This is a genomic window from Acidovorax sp. GW458-11-26-14-TSB4 (genome assembly GCF_059423865.1).
On record NZ_JBWKYR010000011.1, the window covers coordinates 129725 to 145655 of the forward strand.

Here is a 15931-nt window from a genome sequence, read left to right on the forward strand (position 1 = left end):
TCAGCCCGGCGCAACCGGCGCCAGGGGCGTATCTCCTCCCTGTGCCCGCGCACTGTGCGCCACCGCGGTGGTGGCCGGCGGCGACAGCGCCAGGCCCGCATCGCGCAGCTTGTCCAGGATGGAAAACAGCAGATCGCTGCGCACCCCACCCGCATTGCGCGGGTTGCTCACATAGCCAATCGCCAGGAAGGTCAGCGTGCCGTTCAGGATGCCTTCGAGCTGCACGATGGGTTCGGGGTCGTCCATGATGCCCTCGTGGGCGGTGAAGGCCTCCAGGATCAGCGTGCGCATGCGCTGGGCATCGGTATCGAGCGGTGCCGGCAGGCGCAGCAGCACGCGGCCCGGGGCGCCGGTGAGCGTCATGTTGCGCACGGTCTTGGTGATGAACTCGGAGTTGGGCACGATCACGGTGGAGCGGTCCCCGAGCTGGATCTCGGTGGCGCGCACGTTCACGCGGCGCACGTCGCCCTCGGTCTCGCCCAGCACCACCCAGTCGCCCACGCGCACCGGCCGTTCGGCCAGCAGGATAAGGCCCGAGATGAAGTTCTGCACGATGGCCTGCAGCCCGAAGCCGATCCCCACCGAGAGCGCACTCGCCACCCAGGCGATGCGCTCTACGCTGATCCCCAGGCCCGCCAGCGCGATGGCGATCACCGCCACGCCACCCACATAGCCCAGCAGGGTGACGATGGAGCTGCGCATGCCAGGCTCCAGCGAGGTGTTGGGAAAGAACTGGTCGCTGAGCCAGCGCTTGAGGATGCGGATCATCACGAAGCCGGCACAGGCAATCGCCAGCGCCGTGAGCAGCGCCTGCGGCGCCAGCGTCACGCTGCCCACCTGCAGCGTCTGGTTCACGCTGCCGCCGCGGCGGAACACTTCGTCCGGCGCGGTGCCCAGCGGGGCCAGCAAGGCGATCACCATGTAGAACAGCAGCACCACGCGCAGCGCGCCCGAGGCCACCACGGCGCTCTGGTCGAGCAGCTTGCCGTCGATGCCCAGGCCCTTGTGCAGGCGCTGGCCAAAGCCGCCGCGCGAGGACAGAACGGCTTGCGCCACGTCCTCCACCAGCTCGAACAGCAGGTAGGTGGTGGCAAAGACCACGCCGGTCCAGACCATCTGGCCGGCCAGCATGTGCGCCAGTGCCACGAAGCCCAGTACCAGCAGCACCAGGATGGCGATGGCTGTGGCGGCCGCGCCCGCCACCAGCAGGCCCATCCAGATGGGGCGGGGGGCCGGTGCCTGCGAGGCTGGCTCGCTGGCGTTGCTGCCATCCTGCCCTTCCTGGCCCACGCCAGCGGATGGTGTTGCGGCAGGGGCGCGCAGGTGGCGCAGTGCGCACAGGATCACCAGAGCCATCAGCAGGGCCGACACGGCGTGTGCCGAAACCTCGGCCGAGAGGCTGGCGCCCACCACGCGGTTGACCTCGATGACAAGCCCGCCGAGCACGGTCGTCAGCGCCAGCCACCAGGGGTAGGGGGCGAGGCGCGTGGCCAGCTCGTCCGACAGGGCGGTGAGGCGCCAGGAACTGCGCTTGCGGGAGATCAGCGCATGGCCGAGCGCGATCATGAACGCCGCGAACACCGCCAGCTGCAGGGTGGCGCGCTCGAAGGCCTGCAGGCGCGGGCTCGGGGACGCCTCCACCGTGAGCCCGCCCCAGGCCAACTGGACGGCCAGGGCCAGCAGCATGGTGTGCACCAGCACCGATGCGAAGGCCAGCAGCGAACGGCGCAGCCGCCCTGGCGGCAGCCGCGCCGGGGCCAGGCGCAGCAGCAGGCGCTCGGCCAGCCAGGGGCCGGCAATGGCCACGAACAAGGCCATGGCCATGCTGACCACGAAGCCGGTGCGGTGTGCGGGCTCCCAGGCCCGGGCTGCCGCTTGCCGCAGCTCGGTGCCCAGCGATTGCAGGCGTGCCAGATCGCCGGGGAAGGCGCTGCGCACATTGCGCCAGAAGCTGCCGGTCAGGGGCGAGTCGATGCGCGTCGTGAGCGCGGTCTGGAACTGCTCACGGCGCTGGCGGATGATGTCGGCGCCGCGCTGCTCGGCATCCACCGCGATCAGGCGCGCCAGCTTGAGCTCGGCATCGATGCTGCTGCGCTCCTTGGCCAGCGCGCTGCGCTGCTGCGCCACGTCGGGGGCCTCTGCCGTGGCCCCCTTGTCCGGGGCCGGGCCCAGTCCGGACAGCCGCGTGTCGACGTCGGCCAGCGCTTCGGCGCGCCGTGCCGCCACCTGGGTGGCTGCCGTGCCGATGGCCGAGATGTCGCTGAGCCATTGGCGGTAGTCGTCGTCTTCGCCGATCTTTGTGGGGATGGCCTCGAAGCGCTCGCGCAGCGCGTCGACGCTGGGCAGTTCGGGCTTTTCGCTGCCGGAAGCACTGGCGGGGGCTGCAGGAGGGGCCGGCGTGCGGCCCTGGGCGTGTGCGGTAGGCGGCGCCAACGCGGCCAGCGCCAGCACGAAAGCCAGGAAGGCAGCGCCAGCCGCCAGGCGGGCACGGATGCAATGCAATGTCATGCCCGCATTGTGCTGCGCCCACTGCAGTCCTTGTGAGAGAGTGTTCCAGCCCGCCGCGGCGGGGTGCCGGCCGGTTCTTCAGCCCGCCGGGCTGAACAGATCCACCCGGTCGGTGATGATGCCGTCCGTGCCCAGCGCGATCAGGCGCTGTGCGGCCCAGGGATCGTTCACGGTATAGCTCAGCGCGCACATGCCCTGGCCCTGCACGGTGGCCACCAAGGCGGCATCCCACAGCGCATGGTTGCAGACGATGGCCATGCAGCCCAGGCCGACGGCCTCATCCACGAAGCCCTGGCGGTGCACGTCCACCAGCAGGGCACGCGGCAGCTGCGGTGCGGCAGCACGGGCGCTGGCCAGCGCGGCAGGCTGGAAGGATGACAGCAGGGGCGGCACGGCCTGGCCCTGCCACAGGCGGGCAGCGGTCTCGGCCACCACGCGGCCGGTCACTTCATCGTGCCCGGGCGTGGGCTTGATCTCGATGTTCAGGAAATAGCCATTGGCGATGCAGTAGCGCGCCAGCGCCTCCAGCGTGGGCAGGGGTTCGCCCGCATGGGCGCGCGAGTGCCAGCCGCCCGCGTCGAGCTGCGACAGAGCGCTCCAGTCCAGGTCGCCGCCGGTACCCTGGCCGTTGGTGGTGCGCTGCAGCGTGGCGTCGTGCATCAAGAAGGGCACGCCGTCGCGGCTGAGCTTGGCATCGCATTCGAACATGCGGTAGCCATGCTGGGCACCCAGGCGGAAGGCCGCCAGCGTGTTCTCGGGTGCCAGCTTGCCCGCGCCCCGGTGGGCGATCCAGCGGGGGTAGGGCCAGGCGGGGATCTGCTCGTGGCTCATGGCGCGTCAGCCAGCGATGCGCTTGCCCGTGGCTGCGTCGAAGGCGTGCAGGCGGTCCGTACGCGGCGCGACGTGGATCACCGAGTCGGGCGCTGGCGAATGGGTTCCTTCCTCCACGCGCACGATGAGCTGCTCGCCATTCAGGCGGCCGTAGATCAGGCGCTCGGCGCCCAGCAGCTCCACGGTTTCCACCGTCACGGCCCAGCCGTCGCTGCCCACGTCCAGGTGCTCGGGGCGGATGCCGAGGATGGTGCCTTCCTTGCCGCCTGGGGCGTTCTTGAGCAGGTTCATCGGTGGCGAGCCGATGAAGCTGGCCACGAAGGTCGTGGCGGGCGTGTGGTAGACCTCTTCGGGCGTGCCGAACTGCTCCATGTTGCCGGCGTTCATCACGATCATGCGCTGGGCCAGGGTCATGGCTTCGACCTGGTCGTGCGTCACGAACAGGCTGGTGATGCCGAGCTCGCGGTGCAGCTTCTGGATTTCCAGGCGGGTCTGGGCGCGCAGCTTGGCGTCCAGGTTGGACAGCGGCTCGTCGAACAGGAAGACCTGGGGCTGGCGCACGATGGCGCGCCCCATGGCCACGCGCTGGCGCTGGCCACCCGAGAGCTCGCGCGGCTTGCGTTCGAGCAGGTGGCCGAGCTCCAGGATCTTGGCGGCCTTGTCCACGCGCGCCTTGATCTCTTCCTTGGGCACCTTGGCGATCTTCAGGCCGTAGGCCATGTTCTCGAAGTTCGTCATGTGCGGGTAGAGCGCGTAGTTCTGGAACACCATGGCGATGTCGCGCTGGGCCGGTTCCAGGTCGTTCACCACGCGGTCGCCGATGCGCAGCTCGCCGCCGGAGATTTCCTCGAGCCCCGCCACCATGCGCAGCAGGGTGGACTTGCCGCAGCCCGAGGGGCCGACGATGACGACGAACTCACCGTCCTTGATCTCGGCGTTCACGCCGTGGATGACCTGGTTGGCCTTGGGGCCGGTGCCGTAGCGCTTGACGATGTTGCGAAGAGAGAGGGATGCCATAACAACTGGAGGATCTGGTTTGTGTCTGGACGGCATGGGTGGTGCCGCCACGGTCATAGAGAGGGTGTGTGCGGCCTGTTACTTCTCGGTGTCCACCAAGCCCTTGACGAACCAGCGCTGCATCAGCACCACCACCAGCGCGGGCGGCAGCATGGCCAGCAGCGCAGTGGCCATCACGATGTTCCACTCATTGCCGGCATCGCCGCCGGCGATCATGCGCTTGATGCCGATGACCACGGGGTACATGTCTTCCGAGGTGGTCACCAGCAGCGGCCACAGGTACTGGTTCCAGCCGTAGATGAACTGGATCACGAACAGCGCCGCGATCGAGGTGCGCGACAGCGGCACCAGGATGTCCTTGAAGAAGCGCATGGGGCCGGCACCGTCCACGCGGGCGGCTTCGACCAATTCGTCGGGCACCGTGAGGAAGAACTGCCGGAACAGGAAGGTGGCCGTGGCCGAGGCGATCAGCGGCACCGTGAGGCCCGCATAGGTGTTGAGCATGCCCAGGTTGGAGACCACCTGGTAGGTGGGCCCGATGCGCACTTCCACGGGCAGCATCAGGGTGATGAAGATCAGCCAGAAGCAGATGCCCTTGAACGGAAAGCGGAAGTACACGATGGCAAAGGCCGAGAGCAGCGAGATCGCGATCTTGCCCACGGTGATCACGATCGCGGTGACGAAGCTCACCCACATCATGCGCGCCACGGGCGCGGTGGAGCCGGCGCCGGCGCCGCCGCCGAACAGCGTGTCGTGGTAGGTCTGCCAGAAGTTGCTGCCGGGCAGCAGAGGCATGGGCGCCTGCACGATGTCCTGGGCGGTGTGGGTGGACGCCACGAAGGCCAGGTACAGCGGGAAGCCGACGATGATCACGCCCAGCACCATGATCAGGTGCGAGAAGAGTTTGAGGTAAGGGCTGCGCTCTACCATGGTCAATACTGCACTTTCTTTTCCACATAACGGAACTGGATGACCGTCAGGGCAACGACGATCACCATCAGCACCACCGATTGCGCGGCCGAACCACCCATGTCCATGGCCTTGAAGCCGTCGTGGTAGACCTTGTAGACCAGGATCGAGGTGTCGCGCCCCGGGCCTCCATGCGTGGTGGAATCCACGATGGCGAAGGTGTCGAAGAAGGCGTAGACCACGTTGATCACCAGGAGGAAGAAGGTGGTGGGCGAGAGCAGCGGGAACTGGATGCTCCAGAACCGGCGCCAGGGGCCGGCACCGTCGATGGCGGCGGCCTCGATGAGCGATTTCGGGATGGACTGCAGGCCCGCGAGGAAGAACAGGAAGTTGTAGGAGATCTGCTTCCACACCGAGGCGATCACGATCAGCGCCATGGCGTGGTCGGAATTGAGCTGGTGGTTCCAGTCGAAGCCCGACTTGCGCAGCAGGTAGGCCACCACGCCCAGCGAGGGCGAGAACATGAACATCCACAGCACGCCAGCCACCGCGGGGGCCACGGCGTAGGGCAGCAACAGGGCGGTCTTGTAGACCAGCGCGCCCTTGATGATGCGGTCGGCGAAGATGGCCAGTACCAGGGACACGCTGATGCCGATCACCGCCACCAGGGCCGAGAAGAAGGCCGTGGTCTTGAAGGACGCAAGGTAGCCCGGGTCGTTGAACAGCGTCCTGAAATTGTCGAATCCGACCCAGTTGGTCGACGTGCCGAAGGCGTCCTGCTCCTGCAGCGACTGCACCAGGGCCTGGCCCGCGGGCCAGAAGAAGAAGACGCTGATGATGGCCAACTGGGGGGCAATGAGCACCCACGGCAGCCACGCGGAGCGAAAGAGAACGCGTTTTTCCATGTCCAGACTCTCAAAAAGACAACCCGCCAACCAGCAAACCGGGTGGGTTTGCAAGGGAGGCGGGCTTTCGGCAGCGACCCGGCCGGTGTGCCGGTGCCGCTGCCATGAACGCTCGAAAAGCGCTTACTTGTTGGCGCGTGCGAAGCGCACCAGTTGCTCGTTGCCGCGGGTTGCGGCCGTGTCCAGGGCTTCCTTGGGGGTCTTCTTGCCCGACCAGATCTGCTCGGTTTCCTCGTCGATGATGGTGCGGATCTGCACGAAATTGCCCAGGCGGATGCCGCGCGACTTGTCAGTGGCCTTGCGGATCATCTGCGTCACGGCCACGTCGGTGCCGGGGTTCTTTTCATAGAAACCGGAGGCTTCGGTCAGCTTGTAAGCTGCCGTGGTCACGGGCAGGTAGCCGGTGCGCTGGTGGCTGGCGGCCTGGATCTTGGTGTCGTTCAGGAAGTTCAGGAAGTCGGCCACGCCCTTGTACTCCTCGGCCTTCTTGCCGGACATCACCCACAGGCTGGCACCGCCGATGGCGGTGTTCTGGGGCGCGCCCTTCACGTCGTCGTAGTAGGGCAGGGCCGAGATGCCGTAGGCGAACTTGGCTTCCTTGGCGACGCGGGCGTACAGGCCCGACGAGCCGGTGATCATGGCGCACTCGCCCGAGGGGAACGAGGCGTCAGGCGCATTGGCGCGGCCCTTGTAGACGAAGCTGCCGTCCTTGGAAGCCTTGGCCAGGTTCTCGAAGTGGCGCACGTGCAGCGGGGTGTTGATCTGCAGTTGGGCGTCGTTGCCGTCGAAACCGTTGTTCTTGGACGCGAACAGCGTGTTGTGCCACAGCGAGAAGCTTTCCAGCTGCGTCCAGCTGATCCAGCTGGTGGTGAACGGGCAGCTGTGGCCGCTGGCCTTGAGCTTGGAGGCGGCAGCGAACACTTCGGGCCAGGTCTTGGGGGCCTTTTCAGGGTCCAGGCCGGCCTTCTTGAAAGCATCCTTGTTGTAGTAGAAGATGGTGGTCGAGCTGTTGAGCGGGTAGCTCAGCATCTGGCCGTTGGGTGCGGTGTAGTAGCCGGCCACGGCCGACACGTACTGGGTGGGGTCGAACTTGAAACCGCCGTCGTTCAGCACCTTGGCGGCGGGAACGATGGCGCCCTTGCTGGCCATCATGGTGGCGGTGCCCACTTCGAACACCTGGATGATGTGGGGCGCATTGCCGGCGCGGAAAGCCGCCACGGCGCTCGTCATCGATTCGTCATACGAGCCCTTGTAGGTGGGCACGACCTTGTACTTGGTCTGGCTGGCGTTGTACTGCTTGGCCAGATCGTTCACCCAGTCACCCAGGGCGGCGCTCATGGAATGCCACCATTGGATTTCTACTTGCTGTTGGGCCTGCGCGGGTGCGCAGACGGACAGGGCGATGGCAGCCGACAGTGCCAGGTGCTTGAATTGCATGGAAAGTTCCTTCTGGAGGATGGCGAAATGCACAAAGGGCGGATGCTAGGCAGCCCTTGTGACAATGATGTGTCGTTGTCGGCCATGGTCACAACGGGGGAAATCCCTCTGTGACCGGCTGATGTGTTTATTTGTGACGATTATGTGACAGCTTTGGGCATTCTCGGAGCTGGGCAAGGTTTTGTGCGTTGCACCATGCTTGGTGCATAGTGGTGCTTGTGCTGCCCTCATCCGGTGCGCAATTGCGTTTTCTGACCCGTTCCGATTTCTTTCGCAACCATCAACTGCCATGGCCAACAACTCTCTGGACAAGAACAAGATCAAATTCCTGCTGCTCGAAGGCATCCACCCCTCTGCGGTGGAAGTGCTGCGATCCGCAGGCTACACCCAGATCGAAACCGTCTCCGGCGCGCTGCCCGACGAGGAGTTGAAGGCCAGGATCGCCGACGTGCATTTCCTGGGCATCCGCTCGCGCACGCAGCTGACCGAAGAGGTGTTTGCGCGTGCCAACAAGCTGGTGGCGGTGGGGTGCTTCTGCATCGGTACCAACCAGGTGGACCTCGACGCCGCGCGCGAGCGCGGTATCGCGGTGTTCAACGCCCCGTACTCCAACACCCGCTCGGTGGCTGAGCTGGTGCTGGCCGAAGCCATCCTGCTGCTGCGTGGCGTTCCGGAAAAAAATGCCGTGGCGCACCGCGGCGGCTGGCTCAAATCGGCCGACAACGCCTATGAGATCCGCGGCAAGACCCTGGGCATCGTCGGCTACGGCTCCATCGGCACCCAGCTCTCGGTGCTGGCCGAGGCCATGGGCATGCATGTCGCCTTCTTCGACGTGGTCAACAAGCTGCCCCTGGGCAATGCGCGCCAGGTGCACAAGCTGCACGATCTGCTGGCGCAAAGCGACATCGTGAGCCTGCACGTGCCTGAACTGCCGTCCACCCAGTGGATGATCGGCGCGGCCGAGATCGCGGCCATGAAGCCGGGCGGCATCCTGATCAATGCCGCACGCGGCACGGTGGTCGAGATCGAGCCGCTGGCCGAGGCGCTCAAGGCGCGCAAGCTGCTGGGTGCCGCCATCGACGTCTTCCCGGTGGAGCCACGCACCAACAAGGACGAGTTCCAGTCCCCCCTGCGCGGGCTGGACAACGTGATCCTCACGCCGCACGTGGGCGGCTCCACCATGGAGGCGCAGGCCAACATCGGCCTGGAAGTGGCCGAGAAGCTGGTGAAGTACAGCGACAACGGCACCAGCACCTCGTCGGTCAACTTCCCCGAGGTGGCGCTGCCCGCCCACCCGGGCAAGCACCGCCTGCTGCACATCCACCGCAACGTGCCGGGCGTGCTGTCCGAGATCAACCGCATCTTCTCGGACAACCAGATCAACATCTCGTCCCAGTACCTGCAGACCAACGAGAAGATCGGCTACGTGGTGATCGACATCGACGCCGCCTCGTCCGACCTGGCGCTGGACAAGCTGGCCCAGGTGGGCGGCACGCTGCGCACGCGCGTACTGTTCTGATGGAAAGCTGAGGGCGCGGGGCCGCTGCCGGCAGCAGTGGCCCCGGCGCGGCTGTGGCGTGGGCAGCGCCATGCGGGGCAATGGCTGACCTCTTGCACAGGGCGTTTCCGACATGCCGGGCGCAGCGCCCGGACAGAATAGTTAACAGTCCGAAACCTCCGCATTGGTGGGTTCCCCTGTCATTATTGCTGCATGGTCCTGTTACACATCCAGTCGCCCAATCCGTCCGTATGGAGGGCATGTGCACTCCATACGACAGACGTTTTGCCTATCCTCGCACCTGCTATAAAATATTGCACTTCACACAAATTCTTACAAAAGGATTTGTGAAGCCCTTTCGCACGCCGGTGCCTGCCACCGGGTCCATTGCGAGAGGCGGCCCTCCAGGCGTTGCCTGCGACGGGCCGTGCACGCACCTGTTCCGCTGAATCCTCGTTGCCCTATGTCCGGGAAATCGTTTTCTCATGGTGTGCCTGCGCGCCAGACCCTGCAAGCTGCCCTGGCCGCCGGTGCCCTGGCCTGCGTGCTGGCGCATGCGGCCACCTTGCCGGCCGAGGCCTATGACGCGCTGGTGCGCCGCGCACGCAGCGGCGACACCGCGCCAGCCCTGGAATATTTGCGCCAGGAGCCATTGGCGCGGCCCGATGCCGCGCGCCTGGTCGCCGACTGGATCGACATCGCCGGCTGGGCCCGGCTCGACGAGGAAGTGGTGCAGGTGTACCGCGAGCACGGTGCCCGGCGCGAACTGCCGGTGAGCACACTGGCGAACGTGGCCCTGGCCCACCGCAACCTGCGGCAATGGGATGAGGCCCTGGCCCTGTATGCGCGCGCGCTGGCGCTCAAGCCGGAAGACCCGCAGTTGCGCATCGGCGAGATCCAGGTGCTGGCCGACGCCGGGCGTGACCCCGACGCGCAGGCCAAGGCCCTGGCCCTGGTGGCCGACGCCCCCATGGTGGCGCGCCGGCGCCTGGCGCTGGCCTACGTGCACACGGCCGCGCGCCGCTTCCATGCTGCGCTGGCCGAGACCAGCCGCGCGCGCTCGCTGGCGCCCGATGACGCTGGCGTGGAGTCTGCCTATGCCGACGCGCTGCAGTCCGCCGGGCTGCCCATGGAGGCGCAGGAACTCGTGGACGCCAGGCCCTCCTTGCTGGGCAGCCCGCAAAAGCGCCGGTTGCTGGGCGACATCGGGGCGGAGTTGGTGCGCCTGTCCTTCTCTCCCGCCCGGGGCGAGAGCCAGCGCTTTGCGCTGGCAGACCGCGCGCTGGCCTTCTACGAGCCGGTGCTGACCCAACTGCGCACAGACCCGGAGGCGCTGCGCGACGTGCAGCGCATGCGCGTCGACCGCATCGGCGCCCTCACGGTGCGCGCCCGCATGGACACTGCGGTGTCCGAATACGAGGCCCTGCGGCGCGACGGTGTGCCCGTGCCCGACTACGCGCTGCGCTGGGTGGCCGGTGCCTACCTCTACCTGCGCCAGGCCGAGGCGGCGCGCCGGCTCTACAGCGAACTGCGCGAGCGCCACAAGGCCGATCCCGTGGGCAGCGCGGGCGATGCCTCCGGCCTGTTCTACGCGCTGGTGGAGGTCGAAGCCATGGACCAGGCCGTGGCGCTGGCCGACGACACGGCGCAGACCCTGGCAAAGATTCCCTCGGGCCTGGGCGCCTGGGCCGGCGCGGCCATGGAAGCCGCCCAGGCGCACAGCTTCTCGGACGACACGCCCGAAGCCCAGCTGCGCTTCGAGCGCATGGTCGCCATGGCCCCGGGCAACCTGGGCGCGCGCATCGCGCTGGCCGGCGTCTACCGCGGCCGCGCCTGGCCGCGGCGCGCCGAAGAAGAGCTCAAGATGGTCGAGGCCATGGAGCCGCGCGCGCTCTCGCTGGAGCTGCAGCAGGGCTTCACCGCGCTGGACCTGCAGGAATGGGCCCAGGCCGATGCACTGGCCGACGACGTGATGGCGCGCTACCCCGAGAACCTGCAAGCGCAGCGCCTGGACCGGGTGCGTCGTGTCTACCGCATGCCCGAATTGCGCATCTCCGGCTACCGCGGGCTCTCCTCGAGCCCCAACCCGTCCACCGGCAACGGCGACTACGGCATCGACACGGCGGTCTACAGCGCCCCCATCAAGGACAACTGGCGGGTCTTCGCCGGTTACGGCTTCGGCAGCGGCGATTTCCGCGAAGGGCGCGGCCTGCACCGCACCGTGCGCACCGGGGCCGAATGGCGCGGGCGCGACAACACGGCAGAGGGCGAAGTGTCCAGCCACGACTTCGGCTACGGCCACCGCACCGGGCTGCGGCTCGAAGCGCGGCACGAATTCAGCGACCAGTGGCAGGTCAGCGGTGCAGCGGAGCGCATTTCGCGCGATACGCCCCTTCGCGCACTGCGCAGCGACATCACCGCCAACAGCGCCACCGCGGGCCTGCGCTGGCGTGCAAACGAACGGCGCGAGTGGAATCTCACACTCGGAGCGCTCGACTACTCCGATGGCAACCGCCGCACCTCCTTCGGCATCGTGGGGCGCGAGCGCATCTTCACGCGCTACGGGCTCTATGGCGATCTGGTGCTGGAGCTTTCGCGCTCGCGCAACAGCCAGCCGGGCGGCCCGTACTTTGCGCCCGAGTCCGACTGGTTCGCGATGCCCACACTGGACGTGCAACACGTCTTGTACCGCCACTACCAGACGGAGTGGCGCCAGCGCTTCCAGCTGGGGGTGGGCTCCTACGGCCAGCGGGGCTACAGCACCGGCGGAGTCGCCACCTTCGGCTATGGCCAGCGCCTGCGCATGAACGACACCTTCGAGCTGGGCCTGGCGTTCTCCATCACCCGCCGCCCCTATGACGGTGTGGACGAGAACATCCGGCGCGCCGCGTTCGACCTTCTCTACAAATTCTGAGGCCTCCTCGATGATTCCCGCGTTCCTTCGCCTCGCTGCCCTGCTCGCCATCGCAGCGCTGGTGTCCGCCTGCGCAGGCACCGCGCAGCCCTTCGTGCACCCGCGCGACCGCGCCCTGCCCGAGGCCGACCGCCCCTGGCCGGCCAACAGTTTCGTGACCGTGGCCTACCACGACGTGCAGGACGGCGAGGGCGACCCGCGCTACCTGGGCGTGCGCACCGAGCGGCTGGTGGCGCACTTCGGCTGGCTGCGCGAGAACGGCTACCAGCCCGTGTCGGTCGACCAGATCCTGGCCGCGCGCGACGGCGGCAAGCCCCTGCCCCCCAAGGCCGTGCTGCTGACCTTCGACGACGGCTACCGCAGCTTCTACGACCGTGTGTTCCCGCTGCTCAAGGCCACCGGCTGGCCCGCCGTGCTGGCGCCGGTCGGCGCCTGGCTGGACGCCCCGGCGGACCAGCCCGTGGACTTTGGCGGCCTGCCCACGCCGCGCGAGCGTTTCGCCACCTGGGCGCAGGTGGCGGAGATGGCGGCCTCCGGCCTGGTGGAGGTGGGTGCGCACACCGACGACCTGCACGAAGGCGTGCTGGCCAACCCGCAGGGCAACACCCAGCCCGCCGCGGCCACGCGCCAGTACGATCCGGCCACCGCCACGTATGAGAGCGACGAGGCCTTCACCCGGCGCCTTGAGGCCGACGTGGTGGCCATCACGGCCAAGATCCGCAAGGTGACCGGCAAATCCCCCCGGGTCTGGATCTGGCCCTACGGCGCCGCCAACGGCACGGCCCTGGCGGTGGTCAAGCGCCATGGCTACCAGATCGCCGCCACGCTCGACGAGGGCATGGGCCACACCGCCAATCTTTACAATACGCCGCGCCTGCTGGTAACGGGCGACCCTTCGGTGGACCAGTTCGCCTCGGCCGTCATCTCCACCCAGGAGCACCGCGTGCTGCGCGTGGCCCACGTGGACCTCGACTACCTGTACGACGAAGACCCGGCGCAGCAGGCGCGCAACTTCGACCACCTGGTGCAGCGCATCTCGGACCTGCGCGTGAACACGGTGTTCCTGCAGGCCTTCTCCGATGCGCAGGGCGACGGCACGGTGCACACCCTGTACTACCCCAACCGCTGGCTGCCCATGCGCGCCGACCTGTTCAACCGCGTGGCCTGGCAGCTGCGCACACGCACGCGCGTGGCGGTGTACGCCTGGATGCCGGTTCTGGCGTTCGATCTCGACCCGGCGCTGCCGCGCGTGCTGCGCCTGGACGCCCAGGGCCAGGTGAGCGCCGACACCGGCCAGTACCGGCGCCTGTCGCCCTTCGACGCCACGGTGCGCTCGCGCATCACCGACCTGTACGAAGACCTGGCCAAGAGCGCCTGGTTCGATGGTGTGCTGTTCCACGACGATGCGCTGCTCTCCGACTTCGAGGACGGCAGTCCTGCGGCCCTGGCCGCCTACCGCCAGGCCGGCCTGCCCGGCACCGTGGCCGAGCTGCGTGCCGACCCGGCCGTGCACCGGCGCTGGACGCGCTTCAAGACGCGCGCATTGACCGACTTCACCCTGCACCTGGCGGAGCGCGTGCGCGCCATCCGCGGGCCCCAGGTCAAGACGGCACGCAACATCTTCGCCATGCCCATGCTCGCGCCCGAGAGCGAGGAATGGTTTGCGCAGAACCTGGACGACTTCCTCGCCTCCTACGACTGGACCGCGCCCATGGCGATGCCGCTCATGGAGAAGGTGCCCGAAGGCGAGGCCGACGCCTGGCTGGACCGCGTGGTGGACAGCATCACGCGCCGCCCGGGCGCGGTGGACCGCACCATCTTCGAGCTGCAGGCCGTGGACTGGCGCACCGGCCAGCCGGTGGCCAGCGAGCGCCTGGCGCACTGGATGCGCCGGCTGCAGGTGCGTGGCGCGCGCAGCTTCGGCTACTACCCCGACAACTTCATCACCGGCGTGCCCAGCGTCGAGGTGATGCGTCCGGTGCTCTCCAACAGCGGGGCCATGCAGCCATGATGATGCACCGCGCCATCGCGCTGGCGGTGCTGGCACTCATCATCGGCGGCCCGCTCGGGCTGCAGATGCTGTTCACCAGCGACGCGGTGCTGGACTTCGTGTTCCTGTACCCGCTGTTCATGTCCGGGATCTGGATCGCCGGCGGCCTGTACTACTGGATGCATTGGGAGCGGCACTGGGCCTGGGGGCCCGACGTGCTGCCGCCTGAACTCGCGGGCCAGCCCCTGGTGTCCATTCTTGTGCCCTGCTACAACGAGGGCGACAACGCTGCCGACACGCTGGGCGCGGCGCTGGCCCAGCGCTACCCGAACATCGAGGTCATCGCCATCAACGACGGCTCGCGCGACAACACGGGCGAGGTGCTCGATGCGCTGGCCGCGGAGCACCCGCGCCTGCGCGTGGTGCACCTGGCACAGAACCAGGGCAAGGCCATCGGCTTGCAGATGGGCGCGGCCGCCGCGCGCAGCGAATACCTGGTGTGCATCGACGGCGACGCGCTGCTCGACCGCGATGCGGTAGCCTACCTGGTGGCGCCGCTGATCAACAACCCGCGCGTGGGCGCCGTCACGGGCAATCCGCGCATCCGCACGCGCTCCACGCTGGTGGGGCGCATCCAGGTGGGGGAGTTCTCGTCCATCATCGGGCTCATCAAGCGCACGCAGCGCGTGTACGGGCAGGTGTTCACGGTGTCGGGCGTGGTGGCGGCCTTTCGCCGGCGCGCGCTCGATGACGTGGGCTACTGGAGCCCCGACATGATCACCGAGGACATCGACATCAGCTGGAAGCTGCAAAAGCGCCACTGGTCGATCTTCTTCGAGCCGCGTGCGCTGTGCTGGATCCTCATGCCGGAGACGCTGCGCGGCCTGTGGAAGCAGCGCCTGCGCTGGGCGCAGGGCGGTGCCGAGGTGTTCCTCAAGAACCTGCGCGGCATGTGGAACTGGCGCAACCGCCGCATGTGGCTGTTGATGCTGGAGTTCTGCATGTCCACCGGCTGGGCCTTCATGTTCGCGCTGACCATCGTGCTGTACCTGCTGGGCAAGCTGTTCGAGATGCCCGACAACCTGTTCGTGCCCCGGCTCATGCCGCCGTCCTTCACCGGGCTGGTGCTGTCGGTCACCTGCCTGCTGCAGTTCGCGGTGAGCGTGTCCATCGAGCGGCGCTACGAGCCCGGCATCCGCAGCACGCTGTTCTGGATGATCTGGTACCCCGTGGTGTTCTGGATGCTCAGCCTGTTCACCACCCTGATGAGCTTCCCCAAGGTCATGCTGCGCTCCAAGCAGGCGCGTGCGCGCTGGGTCAGCCCCGACCGCGGCATTGCCAGCGCCAGCGCCAAGGGGCCTGCGCCATGAACGGCCCATTGATCCATACCCGCCAGGGCGGACTGATGCGCCTGGTCGACGTGCTGGCCACGCTGCTGGCCTGGGCAGGCTTTCTTTACCTGTTCGCGCGCGGCATCCTGGCCATGATGCGCTACCAGGGGCCGGATGTAGCCTCGCGGCTGGAGCTGCTGCATGCCACCATCGACACGCTGGGCTGGTACATCGTGATCGCCCTGTTCAACGCCAGCGTGCTGGCCACCTGGGCCCTCTACAACCAGATCCGCCGCCGGGTGGAGCGCCGCGGCAAGATCCCTGCGCTCGATGACGACAAGCTCTCGGCCAGCTTTCGCCTCACGCCGCAGTTGCTGCGTGCACTGCGCTCGGGGCAGGTCATCGTGGTGCACAACGACGAGCACGGCGGTATTGCCGACGTGGTGGCGCGCACCATCCCGGGCATGCTGCCGCATCCGGGCCCCGCGAACGACGCCCTCGGCCAGGGCGCTCACCAGCGCGCCTAGGCGGGCTCTGCGACCCCGGATGCCCCGTCCCGGGCAGTCCGCGGGCGGGTGGCATAAAATCACG

11 protein-coding genes are annotated in these 15931 nt (G+C 67.7%); 5 read left to right on the top strand and 6 right to left on the bottom strand.

Features of this window, described 5'->3' with window-relative positions:
* The 6 genes from AC07X5_RS21390 to ugpB form a co-directional block, all read right to left on the bottom strand.
* The gene (locus AC07X5_RS21390) at positions 1-2508 is read right to left on the bottom strand and encodes a DUF3772 domain-containing protein (RefSeq protein WP_494771742.1); all 2508 of its coding nucleotides are present in this window, start codon (positions 2506-2508) and stop codon (positions 1-3) included.
* 78 nt (positions 2509-2586) lie between these two features.
* A complete protein-coding gene (gene ugpQ, locus AC07X5_RS21395) occupies positions 2587-3339 on the bottom strand; it encodes a glycerophosphodiester phosphodiesterase (RefSeq protein WP_494771743.1) in 753 nt (250 codons plus the stop codon).
* Positions 3340-3345: 6 nt separating this feature from the next.
* On the bottom strand, positions 3346-4356 hold the full coding sequence (locus tag AC07X5_RS21400; RefSeq protein WP_409954796.1) for a sn-glycerol-3-phosphate import ATP-binding protein UgpC: 1011 nt from the start codon (positions 4354-4356) through the stop codon (positions 3346-3348).
* A gap of 78 nt (positions 4357-4434) precedes the next feature.
* Positions 4435-5286 carry a sn-glycerol-3-phosphate ABC transporter permease UgpE gene (gene ugpE, locus AC07X5_RS21405; RefSeq protein ID WP_494771744.1) on the bottom strand — a complete coding sequence of 284 codons (852 nt, stop codon included), beginning with the start codon at positions 5284-5286 and terminating at the stop codon, positions 4435-4437.
* Between the two features lie 2 nt (positions 5287-5288).
* Positions 5289-6170, bottom strand: a complete 882-nt coding sequence (ugpA, locus tag AC07X5_RS21410; RefSeq protein WP_409954795.1) for a sn-glycerol-3-phosphate ABC transporter permease UgpA — start codon at positions 6168-6170, stop codon at positions 5289-5291.
* Positions 6171-6293: 123 nt separating this feature from the next.
* A complete protein-coding gene (ugpB, locus tag AC07X5_RS21415; RefSeq protein ID WP_494771745.1) occupies positions 6294-7607 on the bottom strand; it encodes a sn-glycerol-3-phosphate ABC transporter substrate-binding protein UgpB in 1314 nt (437 codons plus the stop codon).
* A gap of 289 nt (positions 7608-7896) precedes the next feature.
* Between ugpB and serA the strand changes: the two genes are divergently transcribed.
* The 5 genes from serA (at position 7897) to pgaD (ending at position 15867) form a co-directional block, all read left to right on the top strand.
* A complete protein-coding gene (gene serA / locus AC07X5_RS21420) occupies positions 7897-9126 on the top strand; it encodes a phosphoglycerate dehydrogenase (protein WP_494771746.1) in 1230 nt (409 codons plus the stop codon).
* A 442-nt stretch (positions 9127-9568) separates the two neighbouring features.
* Positions 9569-12019 (top strand): poly-beta-1,6 N-acetyl-D-glucosamine export porin PgaA, encoded by a 2451-nt coding sequence (gene pgaA, locus AC07X5_RS21425; protein WP_494771747.1) that lies wholly within the window; start codon positions 9569-9571, stop codon positions 12017-12019.
* 10 nt (positions 12020-12029) lie between these two features.
* Positions 12030-14030, top strand: a complete 2001-nt coding sequence (gene pgaB / locus AC07X5_RS21430; protein ID WP_494771748.1) for a poly-beta-1,6-N-acetyl-D-glucosamine N-deacetylase PgaB — start codon at positions 12030-12032, stop codon at positions 14028-14030.
* Complete coding sequence (gene pgaC, locus AC07X5_RS21435) at positions 14030-15379, top strand: poly-beta-1,6-N-acetyl-D-glucosamine synthase (protein WP_494771749.1); 1350 nt, start codon at positions 14030-14032, stop codon at positions 15377-15379. Before pgaB ends, pgaC begins: the two co-directional genes overlap by 1 nt.
* On the top strand, positions 15376-15867 hold the full coding sequence (gene pgaD, locus AC07X5_RS21440) for a poly-beta-1,6-N-acetyl-D-glucosamine biosynthesis protein PgaD (protein WP_494771750.1): 492 nt from the start codon (positions 15376-15378) through the stop codon (positions 15865-15867). The genes pgaC and pgaD overlap by 4 nt, the downstream gene beginning before the upstream one ends.
* The last annotated feature ends 64 nt before the right edge of the window (positions 15868-15931 follow it).

Coding starts and splice junctions, on each gene's coding strand:
- AC07X5_RS21390 (WP_494771742.1), bottom strand. CDS start 2,508: ATGACATTGCATTGCATCCGTGCCCGCCTGGCGGCTGGCGCTGCCTTC.
- ugpQ (WP_494771743.1), bottom strand. CDS start 3,339: ATGAGCCACGAGCAGATCCCCGCCTGGCCCTACCCCCGCTGGATCGCC.
- AC07X5_RS21400 (WP_409954796.1), bottom strand. CDS start 4,356: ATGGCATCCCTCTCTCTTCGCAACATCGTCAAGCGCTACGGCACCGGC.
- ugpE (WP_494771744.1), bottom strand. CDS start 5,286: ATGGTAGAGCGCAGCCCTTACCTCAAACTCTTCTCGCACCTGATCATG.
- ugpA (WP_409954795.1), bottom strand. CDS start 6,170: ATGGAAAAACGCGTTCTCTTTCGCTCCGCGTGGCTGCCGTGGGTGCTC.
- ugpB (WP_494771745.1), bottom strand. CDS start 7,607: ATGCAATTCAAGCACCTGGCACTGTCGGCTGCCATCGCCCTGTCCGTC.
- serA (WP_494771746.1), top strand. CDS start 7,897: ATGGCCAACAACTCTCTGGACAAGAACAAGATCAAATTCCTGCTGCTC.
- pgaA (WP_494771747.1), top strand. CDS start 9,569: ATGTCCGGGAAATCGTTTTCTCATGGTGTGCCTGCGCGCCAGACCCTG.
- pgaB (WP_494771748.1), top strand. CDS start 12,030: ATGATTCCCGCGTTCCTTCGCCTCGCTGCCCTGCTCGCCATCGCAGCG.
- pgaC (WP_494771749.1), top strand. CDS start 14,030: ATGATGCACCGCGCCATCGCGCTGGCGGTGCTGGCACTCATCATCGGC.
- pgaD (WP_494771750.1), top strand. CDS start 15,376: ATGAACGGCCCATTGATCCATACCCGCCAGGGCGGACTGATGCGCCTG.